This window comes from Streptomyces rubradiris (assembly GCF_016860525.1).
In the GTDB taxonomy this organism is placed as follows: domain Bacteria; phylum Actinomycetota; class Actinomycetes; order Streptomycetales; family Streptomycetaceae; genus Streptomyces; species Streptomyces rubradiris.
Genome location: NZ_BNEA01000015.1, coordinates 323,133 through 335,861, shown reverse-complemented (window position 1 = coordinate 335,861; position 12,729 = coordinate 323,133). Strand labels below are relative to the sequence as shown.

General features: G+C 74.7%; 12 protein-coding genes. 4 read left to right on the top strand and 8 right to left on the bottom strand.

Annotation, left to right across the window (positions count from 1 at the left end; genetic code table 11):
- Window positions 1–20: 20 nt before the first annotated feature.
- The 3 genes from Srubr_RS14940 to Srubr_RS14930 all read right to left on the bottom strand — a co-directional run bounded on the left by Srubr_RS14940 (window position 21) and on the right by Srubr_RS14930 (window position 2,528).
- Window positions 21–902: a DMT family transporter gene (locus tag Srubr_RS14940; RefSeq protein ID WP_189999102.1), complete on the bottom strand. Its 882-nt coding sequence runs from the start codon at window positions 900–902 to the stop codon at window positions 21–23.
- A gap of 111 nt (window positions 903–1,013) precedes the next feature.
- Complete coding sequence (locus Srubr_RS14935; RefSeq protein ID WP_189999100.1) at window positions 1,014–1,694, bottom strand: maleylpyruvate isomerase N-terminal domain-containing protein; 681 nt, start codon at window positions 1,692–1,694, stop codon at window positions 1,014–1,016.
- A gap of 183 nt (window positions 1,695–1,877) precedes the next feature.
- On the bottom strand, window positions 1,878–2,528 hold the full coding sequence (locus tag Srubr_RS14930) for an FMN-dependent NADH-azoreductase (protein ID WP_189999098.1): 651 nt from the start codon (window positions 2,526–2,528) through the stop codon (window positions 1,878–1,880).
- A gap of 129 nt (window positions 2,529–2,657) precedes the next feature.
- Here Srubr_RS14930 and Srubr_RS14925 point away from each other — a divergent pair, with 129 nt between their 5' ends.
- Window positions 2,658–3,044, top strand: a complete 387-nt coding sequence (locus Srubr_RS14925; protein WP_189999097.1) for a winged helix-turn-helix transcriptional regulator — start codon at window positions 2,658–2,660, stop codon at window positions 3,042–3,044.
- Window positions 3,045–3,095: 51 nt separating this feature from the next.
- On the opposite strand, the gene arr is transcribed toward Srubr_RS14925, so the two are convergent.
- Both arr and Srubr_RS14915 read right to left on the bottom strand, forming a co-directional pair.
- On the bottom strand, window positions 3,096–3,524 hold the full coding sequence (gene arr / locus Srubr_RS14920; protein ID WP_189999095.1) for an NAD(+)--rifampin ADP-ribosyltransferase: 429 nt from the start codon (window positions 3,522–3,524) through the stop codon (window positions 3,096–3,098).
- Window positions 3,525–3,922: 398 nt separating this feature from the next.
- On the bottom strand, window positions 3,923–4,720 hold the full coding sequence (locus tag Srubr_RS14915; protein WP_189999093.1) for an SAM-dependent methyltransferase: 798 nt from the start codon (window positions 4,718–4,720) through the stop codon (window positions 3,923–3,925).
- A 657-nt stretch (window positions 4,721–5,377) separates the two neighbouring features.
- Here Srubr_RS14915 and Srubr_RS14910 point away from each other — a divergent pair.
- A complete protein-coding gene (locus Srubr_RS14910; RefSeq protein ID WP_189999092.1) occupies window positions 5,378–6,982 on the top strand; it encodes an ABC-F family ATP-binding cassette domain-containing protein in 1,605 nt (534 codons plus the stop codon).
- A gap of 194 nt (window positions 6,983–7,176) precedes the next feature.
- Here Srubr_RS14910 and Srubr_RS14905 read toward each other — a convergent pair whose 3' ends face one another.
- Window positions 7,177–7,962 carry an SDR family NAD(P)-dependent oxidoreductase gene (locus Srubr_RS14905; RefSeq protein ID WP_189999090.1) on the bottom strand — a complete coding sequence of 262 codons (786 nt, stop codon included), beginning with the start codon at window positions 7,960–7,962 and terminating at the stop codon, window positions 7,177–7,179.
- 160 nt (window positions 7,963–8,122) lie between these two features.
- On the opposite strand from Srubr_RS14905, the gene Srubr_RS14900 reads away from it, so the two are divergent.
- Both Srubr_RS14900 and Srubr_RS14895 read left to right on the top strand, forming a co-directional pair.
- On the top strand, window positions 8,123–8,767 hold the full coding sequence (locus Srubr_RS14900; protein ID WP_189999088.1) for a TetR/AcrR family transcriptional regulator: 645 nt from the start codon (window positions 8,123–8,125) through the stop codon (window positions 8,765–8,767).
- Window positions 8,768–8,891: 124 nt separating this feature from the next.
- Entirely contained in the window at window positions 8,892–10,343 is a 1,452-nt protein-coding gene (locus Srubr_RS14895) for a WGR domain-containing protein (protein ID WP_189999086.1), read from the top strand.
- A 167-nt stretch (window positions 10,344–10,510) separates the two neighbouring features.
- Here Srubr_RS14895 and Srubr_RS14890 read toward each other — a convergent pair whose 3' ends face one another.
- Window positions 10,511–12,091, bottom strand: a complete 1,581-nt coding sequence (locus tag Srubr_RS14890; RefSeq protein ID WP_189999085.1) for a glycerol-3-phosphate dehydrogenase/oxidase — start codon at window positions 12,089–12,091, stop codon at window positions 10,511–10,513.
- Complete coding sequence (locus tag Srubr_RS14885; RefSeq protein WP_189999083.1) at window positions 12,088–12,687, bottom strand: TetR/AcrR family transcriptional regulator; 600 nt, start codon at window positions 12,685–12,687, stop codon at window positions 12,088–12,090. The genes Srubr_RS14890 and Srubr_RS14885 overlap by 4 nt, the downstream gene beginning before the upstream one ends.
- Between the last annotated feature and the right edge of the window lie 42 nt (window positions 12,688–12,729).

The following is a 12,729-nucleotide window of genomic DNA, read 5'->3' as shown; positions in this document are numbered from 1 at the left end:
CCGAGCGTCCGCTCCCGGCCCTACGAGGCCGCGTTCCGCCCGGCGGTGCGGGCCGGGACCTCCTCGATGCGCTGCACGGCCCGGCTTAGCACCAGCACGCCCACGACGATCAGCAGCGCCCCGCACAGCTCGGGCACCAGCCACCACCCCGTGCGCACGCGTTCGCCGAAGAGGGTGATGCCGAGGGCCAGGCTCACCACCGCGTCGCCGATGGTCAGTGCGGGCTGCGCCGCGGCCAGCGGACCGGCCTGCAACGCGTTCTCCAGCAGCAGCACGGCGGCGACACCGGCGAGCGCGAAGCCGTACGTCTGCCAGGATCGCAGGAACGCCGTGAGGCCGTGGTCGGCGAAGGTGCCGCTCGCCGACTTCAGCAGGGCGGCGGTCAGGGCGTTGCCCGTCGCGGAGGCGGCCGCCAGCAGCGCGGCGCGCCGGGCCGGCGGCCGGCCCCGGCCGGCCAGTCCCATCAGCGCGGCCATCACGCCGGCGCACAGGAGCAGGGCCGGCAGCCACCGGGCGAGCGGCGCCTGGTCGGTCGCCCCGTGCGGGGCCGCGGCGAGCAGCAGGACGGCGAGGCCCGCGACACAGCCGCCGACCCCCCACCAGCCCGAGCGCGGCAGCCGCCGGTGCATCAGCGGGGCGGCGATGAGCAGCGCGAAGGGCAGTTCCAGGATGAACAGCGGCTGCACCAGCGCCAGCGGGCCGTTGACCAGGGCGAGGCTCTGGAACAGCGCGGCGCAGACCACGCCGGCCATGCCGATCATCCAGATGGGTTGGTGCACCAGCTCCGCGAGCAGCCGCAGCCCGCCGTGGGTACTGGCCGAGGCCGCCTTGCGCTGGAACGCGGTGCCCACGGCGTTGCTCGCCGCTCCCGCGACGGCGAACACCGCGGCGAGTTCGATCACGGCTCTCTCCCGCCTGCGGCAGACCTCCCGGAATCGGACGCCTTCAGCCTACGGAAGGCGGCGCGGGCACGCCCTGCGGGCCGGGCGTGCCCCACGCCCCGGCGGCGGGGCTCAGCCAAACAGCGGGAAGCGGCCGGCCGCCGGACCCAGCGCGGCGCGCTCGGCGTCGGTGAGCGCGGCGCGGCCGGTGCCCACGCGCGCGTAATGGGCGTCGCTCCACTGCGGCAGGCCGGGCCGGCCGAGCAGCCCGTCGAGGGTGGCGCGCACCGCGGCCAGCCCCTCGGGGGAGGGCCCCGGCGCGTGCGGCAGCGCCACGGTCAGGTCGAGATGGTGGACGGTCGCCTCCACCGCGAGCGTGGTGATCAGGTCGCCGGCCGTCAGCACGTGCCCCTGCGTGACCACCCGGCGCGCGGGGTCGGCCTCCCCGGCCGCGTGCACGACCGCCGCCAGCGTCTCCAGGTACAGGCCCTTGAGCTGACCGAAGTCCAGGAACATGCTGCCGTTCACCCGCGCCCAGCGCCGGCCGTTCGCCGCCCCGGCGGTGTCCGGCAGCCAGCCGCGCCAGTACGTCACCCAGTCCCGGTCGGCGGGTTCCTCCGTGGGTGTGTGCAGGGCCACCAAGGCGCGCTGGGCGTCCCCCGCACAGTGGAACACCAGGTCGCGGACCGCCCAGCCCGTGCACCCGGTCGGCTGCCACGACTCCTCGTCACCGAGGCCGGCGACGACCGCCGAGGCGGCCTCGTAGGCGGCGCGCAGCGTCCGCGCCGGACAAGATGTGAACTCGGTTGTCATACGTGCTCTTTTCCTTGTCGGCGGTCCCTGCAGGCCACGGTTCCGGGGCATCCCGGGCGCCCGGACCGGTGGTCCCGGGCGAGGGTCCGGGCCGGACGCGGTCCGGTGGCTGTGCCGCCCGGCGCACATGACCCCTGACCGCCTCGTGGGCGGCCCGGGGTCACGTGCCGGCGGGTGCGGTACTCAGGCGGCGAGGCGCTTGGCCAGGTCCCGCGCCTTGGTGGCGGCGTCCTCCAGGGCACGGTCACGGGATGCCTCGTACAGCGGGACCAGTTCGGCCATCGCCGGGTCCACGGTCGCCAGGGTCAGCTCCGGGACGATGAAGTCCACGTCCAGGCCGAGGCCGCTGCCGAGCGCGGCGCCGAGGTAGTTCTGCACGTACTCGAAGCCCTCGCGCGGGGTGCCCGGCGCGTAGGAGCCGCCGCGGCTCGCGACGACGATCACCGGGGTGCCCTTGGCGGACTGGGTCTCGCCCGCGGTGCGGCCCATCAGGATCACGTTGTCCAGCCACGCCTTGAGGGTGGAGGGGATCGTGTAGTTGTACATCGGCGCACCGATCAGCACCGCGTCGGCCTGCTCCAGCTCCTCGATCAGCTTGACGCGCTCGGCGAACGCGGCGGCCTGCTCGGGGGTGTGGGTGGCCGGGTCGGTGAAGCCGGCGAGGTGGGTGTCGGCGGTGATGTGCGGAACGGGCCGCGCCGCCAGGTCGCGGTAGACGACCGTGCCCTGCGGGTGCTCCTCCTGCCAGTGCTTGCGGAAAGCCTCCGTCACGGCACGGGAGGCCGACGCCTCGGCCGGGAACACGGACGAATCTATGTGGAGCAGGGTGGCCATGAATGTCTCCAAAAAGCGGCGGGAACAGCCGGACGTCGGGAGCGTGGGCTGATGTTTCGTGCGGTACTACTTTTACCATACGTACTTACGTTTCTTCAGCACCCTACGGCGGGGTAGTACGCTGACCCCATGGACGACAACCACGACAGCGCGGCCTGCAAGCGGGTGGACCAGGGCATCACCCGCGTCTTCCAGCTCCTCGGCAAGCGCTGGAGCGGGCCGATCGTGGCCGTCCTGGTGGGACAGCCCGCCTACTTCGCCGACCTGCGGCGGGCCGTCCCCGGCATCAGCGAACGCATGCTCTCCGACCGGCTCGCCGAACTCGGCGCCGCCGGCCTCGTCCTGCGCGAGGTCGACGAGGGCCCCCCGCTGCGCGTCTCCTACCGGCTGACCGAGGCCGGCGCCGCCCTCGAACCCGCCCTCCGCGAGCTGGCCCAGTGGGCGAAGGACCACCTTCCGGACGTCCCGGAGCGCGCCGGGACCGCCCTGGACCGCCCGCGTCGCGCATCGGCCTGACGTCCCTGGGTCACCGCTGAGCGAAGGCCGCGGCGGTCCCGGCCCGACTCGTCAGTCCAGGATCGTGGCGTTGCCGCGGCGGCGAAGGTCGGCCAGCGTCTCCAGCATGGCCTCGATCTGCTCGGGGGAGTGCCCGACCCAGTCCTCGAGCTCCGAGACGACGCGCACGGGCTCGCGGGTGCGATAGGAGCGGGTGGGATTGCCCGGGAACCTCTTGTCGGTGACGTTGGGGTCGTCCTCCAGAGCACCGGTCGGCTCCACCACGTAGATCCGGCCCGGCCCGTCGCCGGCCGCCAGCTCGGCGCCCCAGACGGCGGCGTCCAGCGTCTCGGAAACGTAGACGTGGCGGGAGGTGCGCCCTTCCTCGAAGTTGGACGCGTGACCGGGGGTCAGCACATCCCCCGGAGCGAGGTCCGCCTTCGTCCCGTGCAGGTACGTCCCCGCCTCGTACACCTGGAAGGGGACAGGGGCGTTGGTCATGTGTGTTGCTCCTTCGGCCTGGACTCGGGCCAACAGCAAACCACGGCAGCCCTGTTGCTCCAGCAAGCGGCCCGCGACGGCCCACCGGCACTCCGCGGTCACGACCTGGTAGGCGGTCACCCTCCCGCGCGTCCGGGGCGGCCGTGCTCAGTCCACCGGCCAGGTGCGCACCGGGGCGTTGAGGTGCATGTAGTCGATGAAGACCTCGGTCATCCCGCGCAGCGCCTCGTGCCGACGGTCCCCCTCGTCGGACACCTTCTCCTCCAGCGTCGCACCGGGGCCCCGGGCACCATGCGGGCCGGGGGGACCGGTGGCCGGACCGCGGTGCGGGTCCGGGCTGCCGGCGGCCAGGTGCCGCCGGCAGCGGAAGCGGAAGGGGGAGTGAGGGCGCCGGCCGGTCAGGACTTCTTGCGGGCCACGCCGCCGTAGAAACCTATCTCCTCGGACCGGGGCGGCGGCGGGGCGTCCGGACGCCAGAACGGGACCTGGGCCAGGCCCGGTTCCACCAGTTCGAAACCGTCGAAGAACCGCTCCACCTCGGCCCGGCCGCGCAGGTTCAGGGACGCGGTGGCATTGGTGTAGACGGCCTGGGCGTCGGTGCGGTCGGCGAAGTCGCCCGTGGCGTGCGACAGCACCAGGAAGCTCCCGGCCGGCAGCGCGTCACGCAGCGTGGCGACGACCTCGGCGGGCCGGTCCGTGTCGGCCAGGAAGTGCAGGATGGCGACGAGGAGCAGGGCCACCGGCTGATCGAAGTCGATGATCTGGCGGACCTCGGGGTGGTCCAGCACGGCGCGCGGGTCACGCAGGTCGCCGAGGACGATACGGGTCGTACCGGACCGGCTGAGCAGGGCGTTGCCGTGCGCGGCGACGATCGGGTCGTTGTCGACGTAGGCCACGCGGACGTCGGGCGCCACCGTCTGGGCGACCTCGTGCACGTTCGGCGACGTGGGCAGCCCGGTGCCGATGTCCAGGATCTGCCGGATCCCGCTGCCCACCACGTACCGGACGGCACGCTCCAGGAAGGCGCGGTTCGCCCGGACGCCGATGCGTGCCTCGGGGGCCGTGGCGGCCAGCGCGTCGCCCGCCCGCTGGTCCACCTCGTAGTTGTCCTTGCCGCCCAGCAGATAGTCGTAGATCCGCGCGGGGTGCGGCTTGCTGGTGTCGATGGTGACGGCCTCGTAGCCGTTCTCTGTCACGCTGTGCTCCTCTCGGCGGCCGGCCCGGCCTCGGTCCGCGACGGCCGGGCCCAGCCTCCCATAGGAACTTCCCGGAGGTTCACGGGAGTTCCCGCAGGCCGCGGGGCGGGAGGGGGTGAGGAGGGGGCGACCGGGGAAGCCCCTCATCCGGCCATCCCGACGTCCTCCGGCCTCCGTCCTCAGTCTTCCGTTCTCCGTCCTCTGTTCTCCGGCCGCCGGCGTCCGTGGGGGCCGCCCGAGGGCCTCACCCGGCCGGCTCCCGCCCGGTGGCACAGGCGCCACCGGGGGCGGAGAGTCGGACCAGGACCGGCGGTGCGGGTGCGTCCGCCGGCCGTCCCCCACGGACCGGCACGCCGTCTCGGCCGCCCAGGCGGCGGCGGGCCGCCCGGCAGGGGCGGGGAACGGTAAATCCATTGCGCTCGGGCCGTTCCCCGCCCCGTCGGTCGCCGGGCCGCCGCCCGCCCCGCCGACACCGCTCGCTGAAGAAGCGCACGGACGCGGCAGAGCTCACGGAAAAGCGGCGCTCGCCAGAAAACGATGTGCGCCGACGCGGGCGCCCGCGCTACCGTGACCGCATGCCTACGCCCCGAATTTCTTAGCCGAGGACCCGCTTCCACGCCAGAAGTGTGTCCTCTCGCTTTTTCGGAGCGTTACCCCATGATCACCGCTCGTGATGTCGAGCTGCGCGCCGGTGCCCGCCTCCTGCTGACCGGCGTCTCCTTCACCGTCTCGCCCGGCGACCGGATCGGCCTCGTCGGCCGCAACGGCGCCGGCAAGACCACCTTGATGACCGCCCTGGCCGGACAGTCCGTGCCGACCGCCGGCGACATCGTCCGCACCGGACCGGTCGGCTTCCTCGCGCAGGACTCGCGCGCCGCCGACCCGGCCGTGACCGTCACCGACCGCATCCTGTCCGCCCGCGGCCTCGACACCGCCCTGCGCGCCCTGCGCGCGGCCGAGGCGGCGCTGGCCGCCGCCACCGGCGCGCCGGAACTGGACCGGGCGATGCGCGCCTACGCCCGCGCCGAGGCCGCCTTCCAGGCCGGCGGGGGCTACGCCGCCGAGGCCGAGGCGGCCCGGATAGCGGCCGGACTCGGCCTGCCCGAACGCGTGCTGGACCGGCCGGTCGGCACCCTGTCCGGCGGGCAGAAGCGCCGCGCGGAACTCGCCCGCATCCTGTTCGCCGGGACCGACCGCACCCTGCTGCTGGACGAGCCGACCAACCACCTCGACGCCGACTCGCTCGCCTGGCTGCGCGCCTTCCTCCAGGCCCACCGGGGCGGCCTGGTGGTGATCAGCCACGACACGGCCCTGCTCGCCGACGTCGTCAACCGCGTCTTCCACCTGGACCCGGCCCGGGCGACGATCGACATCCACAACACGGGCTGGCGGACGTACCTCACCCGGCGCGAGGCGGACGAGCGGCGCCGCACCCGGGAGCGGGCGAGTGCCGAACGCAAGGCCGCCGCGCTGCACGCGCAGGCCGACCGGATGAAGGCCCGCTCCGCCACCGCCACGATGGCCCGGAGCATGGCCCGGCGCGCGGACCGGATGCTGGCCGGGCTGGAGCCGCGGCGGCGCGCCGAGAAGACCGCGCGGATCCGGCTGCCCGAACCGGCCCCCTGCGGGCGGACGCCGCTCGGCGCCGTCAGCCTCGCCAAGTCCTACGGCGGCCACCGCGTCCTCGCCGGGGTGGACCTCGCCGTGGACCGGGGCGGCCGGCTGGTGGTGCTCGGCCTGAACGGCGCCGGCAAGACCACCCTGCTGCGGATCCTGGCCGGCGCCGAGCGCCCCGACGCCGGGCGGGTGGTGCACGGGCACGGGCTGCGGCTGGGCTACTTCGCCCAGGAGCACGACACGCTCCACCCTGGGCGCACGGTCCTGGAGAACCTGGCCCTGGCCGCGCCCCACCTGACCCCCGGTGAGGCCCGGCGCGTCCTGGGCGCCTTCCTGTTCACCGGGGACGACGCCGACAAGCCCGCCGGTGTGCTGTCGGGCGGCGAGAGGACCCGGCTGGCGCTGGCCGGCCTGGTCCACTCCGGGGCGAACGTGCTGCTGCTGGACGAGCCGACCAACCACCTCGATCCGGCCTCCCGCGCCGAGGTGCTGGCCGCGGTCGGCTCGTATCCCGGCGCGATCGTGATGGTCACCCACGACGAGGGCGCCATCGACGCCCTGCGCCCCGACCGGGTCCTGCTGCTGCCGGACGCGGACGAGGACCTGTGGAGCGAGGACTACCGAGACCTGGTCGCCCTCGCCTGACCCGGGGTGTGCCCCGGGCGGGCACACCAGGGCCGGCCGGCCCCTCCCGGCCCGCGGCGACCCCTCCCGGCCCGGGGCGTCCCCTCCCGCTCCGGCCGGCCCCTCCGGGCCCGGGGCGTCCCGGGCGTGCGGAGGGACAGGTCCGTACGGGGTCAGAAAACGGCGGTCGGGAAACGGCGGTCGGGAAACGGCGGTCAGAAATGCGTGCCGCCGTCGACGCGGATCTCGGTCCCGGTGATGAACGCGCCGTCCCGCGAACCGAGCATCGCCACGACGGAGGCCACCGTCTCCGGGCCGGCGAACCCCTGGCCGAGCGCCGGGGAGAGCTTGGCGAACAGGCTCATGTCGGCGTCGGCGGGCAGTCCGGGCCCGTTGCTCTGCCCGCTGGCGCCGCTGCCGTCGGTCATCCCGCTGGAGATGGAACCGGGCTGCACGGCGGTGAAGCGGATGCCCCGGCTCGCGTACTCGGAGGCGAGCGCGTGCGTCATCGACTGGATGCCGCCCTTGCTCGCCGCGTACGCCGCCATATAGGGGTGCGCGAAGGCGGCCGAGGTGGAGCTGAAGTTGACGACCGCCGCGTCCCGGCCCGCCAGCAGGGCCGGGATCGCCTCGCGGATCACGAGGAACGTGCCGACGAGGTTCACCTGGAGGACGCGGGTGAACTCCTCAAAGCTCGTCTGGTGCGAGTGCGAGGAGCGCAGGATGCCGGCGGCGTTGACCAGCACGTCCAGCCCGCCGAGCGTGGCCGTCGCGGCGGCGACCCCGGCGCGTACGGAGGCCTCGTCGGCGACGTCGATGACGAGGGTGGTGAGCCGGTCCGCGTGCCCGGCCGCCTTCTCCGCGGTGTCCCGAAGACCCCGCTCGCTCACGTCCGCGGCCACCACGCTGCCGCCCTCGGCGAGGACGCGCAGCACGGTGGCCTGGCCGATGCCGGAGCCGCCCCCGGTGATCAGCACGCGGCGGCCTTCGTAGCGGTTCATGTGTTCTCCTGCCCGGCCCGCCGGGGTGCGGCGGGCCCTGTGCGACGCCGGTTCTCCTGCCGTCCGACGCCCCGATGGTCTTCACGTTACGCCTAGGTGGCACGTTTTGCCATCGCGGCATTGCATGCCACCACGGGGTCTGGGGACCTACTCTTCTGGGATGAGCACCAAGCCGCCCACCTCCCTCACCGACCGCCGCAAGGCCGCGACCCAGCTGGACATCGCTCACGCGGCGGCGGAGCTGTTCGCCGCGCGGGGGCCGCACGCGACCACCGCCGAGGAGATCGCCCGGCACGCCGGCGTCGCGCTGCGCACCTTCTACCGCTACTTCCGCTCCAAGCAGGACGCGGTGAGCCCCCTGCTCGCGGCCGGGGCCGACCGGTGGCGGGCGCTGCTGGAGGCGGCCGAGCCCGGCGCCGGTCTGCTCCGGGCGCTGGAGACGGCGGTCGAGGAGTCGCTGGCGGCACCCGGTGAGGAGGCCGCCGCGGCGCTGGAGCGGACCCGGGGACTGCTGCGGGCCGCCGCGGACGATCCCGCGCTGCGCGCGGTGTGGTACAGGGTGAACCAGGAGTCGGAGGAACGCCTCGTCCCGGTCGTCGCCCGGCTGGCGGACGGACGCCTGGAGCACTTGCGGGTGCGCCTGGTCGCGGCGGCGGCCACGGACGCGATCCGTATCGCGCTGGAGACCTGGGCCGCCACGGAGGCGGGCGTCACGGGCGAGGGCTCACCGGCCGCGCTCGCACTCCGGTGCCTGCGCCAACTCCTCGGCGGCATGGAGGAGTTGCCGCCGGTCCGCGACCGGTAGGACGGCCGGCGGCCGGGCGGCCCACGCCCCGGGCCGGGGCCGTTGTCAGTGGGTGCCCCTACGGTGAACAGCAGTCGGGGGCCCGCCGGAACGGCCGCGGGTCCGTCTTGGGGAGGGGTCTGCCATGTCTACGGGGTCCGCGGTGTCGACGACGTACCTGGAGCTGTCGCAGGAGGGCGGCGGCGCCCACAAGTTCTACGAGGTGACCGTCGACGGCCGGGTGGTGACGGTGCGCTACGGCAGGATCGGCGCCGCCGGGCAGACGCAGACGACGACGTTCCCGACCGAGGAGAAGGCGCGGGCCGCCGCCGCGAAGAAGGCCGGCGAGAAGATCCGCAAGGGGTACGCGCCGGCCGTCCAAGGGCAGCGCGCACCACGTGCGGTGACCCGCCGTCAGGTCAGTTCGGCACCCTCCACGGCGCGGGCCGTGGCACCGGTGCTGTGGCGGTTCCGCACCGGCTCGGCCGCGTTCGGCATCCACGTCGACGACGAGCGCTGCTGGGTGGGCAACCAGGCCGGTGACGTCTACACCCTGGACCACGAGGGCGCCGTGCTGGCCCGCTTCAGCCTGCCGGACGGCGTGAAGTGCCTGGTCGCCGACGACTTCTGGATCTACGCCGGCTGCGACGACGGCACGGTGTACGACCTGTCCTCCAAACTGCCCTTCGCCGCCTACGGCATCGCCGCCGACGTCGACATCTTCTGGCTGGACATCCACGAGGGCGTCCTGGACGTCTCGGACCGCGACGGCAGGCTGACCGTCATCGACCACGAGGACGAACACCAGTGGTCGCGCCGCAGCCGGGGCGAGCACGCCTGGATGGTGCGCGCCGACGACCGGGCCGTCTACCACGGCCACCAGGGCGGCGTCACCGCCTACGCGCCGGACGGCGGCGGCGAGCTGTGGCACACCCCCACCAACGGCGGCGTCCTGTTCGGCTGGCAGGAGCGGGAGGCGGTGTACGCGGGCACCGCGCACCGGGTGGTCCAGCGGCTGTCGAAGGCCACCGGCGCGATCGAGGCGACGTACGTCTGCGACAGCGCGGTGTACTCGTGCGCCACCTCGCCCGGCGGGCGGTTCGTCTTCGCCGGTGACGCGGCCTCCTCCGTCTACTGCTTCGACCAGCACGGCCGGCGGCTGTGGAAGCTGGGCACGGGCGGCGGCTCGGCGCTGTCGATGCAGTACCGCGACGAGCGGCTGTACCTGGTCACCACCGACGGCTCCCTGGTCTGCGTCGACGCGAGCGAGGCGGCGATCGCCGCGGCCCAGCAGGGCACGGTCCCGGTGGTGCGGGACGTCAAGCTCGCCGCCGCCACGCCGACGTACGCCCCGGCCACGGCCGTGACCGCGGTCTCCACGGTCGACCGGGCACCCGCCGGAGCGATCGTGGTCGAATGCGTCCAGGAGGCCGGCCGGGTCCGGGTGCACGTCGTCTCCGAAGGCTACGACCCCTCCTGGAACGTCCAGTTCCCCCGCGCGATACGCGAACCCGGCGCCCGCTACGTCGTCGACGCCCTCCACCCCGCGTCGGGCGGCTTCTACCGAGTCCGCGGCGACATCCACCGCCTCCTCTGACCCGGCTTGGCCGAACGCCGTTCCAGAGGCCGGCGGGCGGGCCGCAGGGGGCCGGGCGGAAACCTGAACCTCCCCGCCGGGCGCGGTACAAGCGGATGCCCGGCGAACTGGTGACCGGCCGGTCCGGCTCAGGGTCGGCCGGTGCGCTCAGGGTCGGCCGTTCCGGGTCAAGGGCGGACGGCTCGCGCCCGCTCCAGCATCTCCCGTACGGCGGGCAGGGCCTCGGCGCGGTCCCGGGGGACCAGGCCGATCCGGGTGCGGCGGTCCAGGAGGTCGGAGTCGTCCAGGGCGCCCTCGTGGCGGATCGCCCAGAGGAGTTCGGCGCGGGTGACGGGATGGCCGGGGAGCACGGGCTCGGCCAGGCCGGGGTCCTCGGTGACGAGGGTGTGCACGGCCATGGCCTCGGTGCCGTAGCGGTGGACCAGGCGGCGCGGTGCGGGCAGCGCGCGCAGACGGTCGGGGGCGGCGGCGCCGATCAGCGGCAGGGCCGCGGTGGGGGAGGGGGCCGCGCGCAGGCCCCTCGCCCCGGCGGCGGCGTCCACGGCGTCCTGCGCCATCCGCCGGTAGGTGGTCAGCTTGCCGCCGACCACGGTGGTGACACCGTCGGGCGAGGTGAGCACCGCGTGCCGGCGGGAGATGTCCGAGGTGCGGGCCGGGGCGTCGGCTCCGGCGCCGGGCGAGGTGTCGAGCAGGGGGCGCACCCCGGCGAAGGCGCCGGCCACCTCCTCCCGGGCCACCGGGACGTCCAGGACCGAGCCGAGCACGTCCAGCAGGAAACCGATGTCGCTCTCGGGGACCTCGGGCACGTCCGGGACCCCGCCGTCCACCGGTTCGTCGGTCAGTCCGACGTAGACCCGGCCGTCCCCCTGCGGCAGCACCAGCACGAAGCGGTTGGTCTCCCCGGGGATCGGCACGTGCAGCCCGGCCGGCAGGGCGCCGAGCCGCTCGGAGCGCAGTACCAGATGGGTGCCGCGCGACGGGCGGATCCGGATGCCATCGGCGAGGGCGCCCGCCCACACCCCGGCCGCGTTGATCACGGCCCGCGCTCTGATCTCGCCCTCCTGGCCGGTGAGTTCGTCCCGGATCCGGGCGCCCGTCCCGGTCAGCTCCAGCGCCCGCACCCGGGTCAGCACCCGGGCGCCGTGCGCGGCGGCCGTCCGGGCCAGGGCGGTCACCAGACGGGCGTCGTCGGTCACCCGGCCGTCCCAGGACAGCAGCCCGCCGCGCAGCCCGGCCGCGCGGACCGAGGGCGCCAGATGCCGGGCCTCGGCCGCCGGCAGCCGGCGCGGCGCGGGCAGCACCTGCCGCGGCGTACGGGCGGCCACCCGCAGCATGTCCCCGGCCCGGTAGCCGGCCCACGCCAGCGCGGCCTGGGACCGGGACACCAGCGGGGTCAGCGGCAGCACGAACGGCTGGGCGGCCACCAGGTGCGGTGCCGTACGGGTCATCAGCACCCCGCGCTCCACCGCGCTCTCGTGGGCGACGTCGAACTGTGCCGAGGCCAGATAGCGCAGCCCCCCGTGGATCAGCTTCGAGCTCCAGCGGGAGGTGCCGAAGGCCAGGTCGTGGGCGTCCACCGCGACGACGTCCAGCCCGCGGGCCGCCGCGTCCAGGGCCGCCCCGGCGCCCGTCGCGCCGAGCCCGACCACCAGGACGTCGGCCACCCGGCCGTCGGCGGCCTCGGCCAGTTCCCGGTCGCGCCGGTGTGCGCTCAGGGACGAGCCGGGCGCGGCCTCGGTGTGGCTCATGGCGTCAGGGTCCTCTCCAGAAGGGTGCGCAGCTCACCGAGGAACGCGGCGGAGTCCAGCTCCGGATCGTCCTCGTCGGTCATCGTGCGCAGGGACAGGGTGAAGGACTGCACGGTCAACAGCACGGCGCGGGCCTGCCGTTCGGTGTGGCCGGGCCGTACGGAGCCGTCCGCGTGGCCCTCGCGCAGCGCGTCGCCCAGCAGCGCCAGCAGCGCCTCCTGGCTCGCGCCGCGCCGGTCGAGGACATAGGGCAGCAGCAGTTCCGGATCGACGTCGACGATCTTGCGGAAGAGGGGATGCGCCCGGAACGCCTCGACCCCGGCCACCAGCCCGTCCACGATCCGGGTGCGCGTGGCGACGCCGGGCGCGGGCCGCGGGATCGCCCGGGTGGCCACCTCGATCCACTCCCGGGTCATCAGATCGCCCACCAGCGTCCGCAGGTCCGGCCAGCGCCGGTAGAGCGTCATCCGGGAGACCCCGGCGCGGCGGGCCACGTCGGCGAGCGTGGTGCGTCGCACCCCGACGGCCAGCACACAGTCGCGTACCGCGTCGAGCACGGGATCGCCGTCCGAACCGTTGTGACGAATAGGCGTCATGTGTCACAGTGTAACGCCCCGGGGGAGGGACGGAAGCGGAAC

Bases quoted from the DNA above. Each gene is read 5' to 3' on its own strand.
- Srubr_RS14935 (WP_189999100.1), bottom strand. From the start codon at position 1,694: ATGACAACCGAGTTCACATCTTGTCCGGCGCGGACGCTGCGCGCCGCC.
- Srubr_RS14930 (WP_189999098.1), bottom strand. From the start codon at position 2,528: ATGGCCACCCTGCTCCACATAGATTCGTCCGTGTTCCCGGCCGAGGCG.
- Srubr_RS14925 (WP_189999097.1), top strand. From the start codon at position 2,658: ATGGACGACAACCACGACAGCGCGGCCTGCAAGCGGGTGGACCAGGGC.
- arr (WP_189999095.1), bottom strand. From the start codon at position 3,524: ATGACCAACGCCCCTGTCCCCTTCCAGGTGTACGAGGCGGGGACGTAC.
- Srubr_RS14910 (WP_189999092.1), top strand. From the start codon at position 5,378: ATGATCACCGCTCGTGATGTCGAGCTGCGCGCCGGTGCCCGCCTCCTG.
- Srubr_RS14905 (WP_189999090.1), bottom strand. From the start codon at position 7,962: ATGAACCGCTACGAAGGCCGCCGCGTGCTGATCACCGGGGGCGGCTCC.
- Srubr_RS14900 (WP_189999088.1), top strand. From the start codon at position 8,123: ATGAGCACCAAGCCGCCCACCTCCCTCACCGACCGCCGCAAGGCCGCG.
- Srubr_RS14895 (WP_189999086.1), top strand. From the start codon at position 8,892: ATGTCTACGGGGTCCGCGGTGTCGACGACGTACCTGGAGCTGTCGCAG.
- Srubr_RS14890 (WP_189999085.1), bottom strand. From the start codon at position 12,091: ATGAGCCACACCGAGGCCGCGCCCGGCTCGTCCCTGAGCGCACACCGG.
- Srubr_RS14885 (WP_189999083.1), bottom strand. From the start codon at position 12,687: ATGACGCCTATTCGTCACAACGGTTCGGACGGCGATCCCGTGCTCGAC.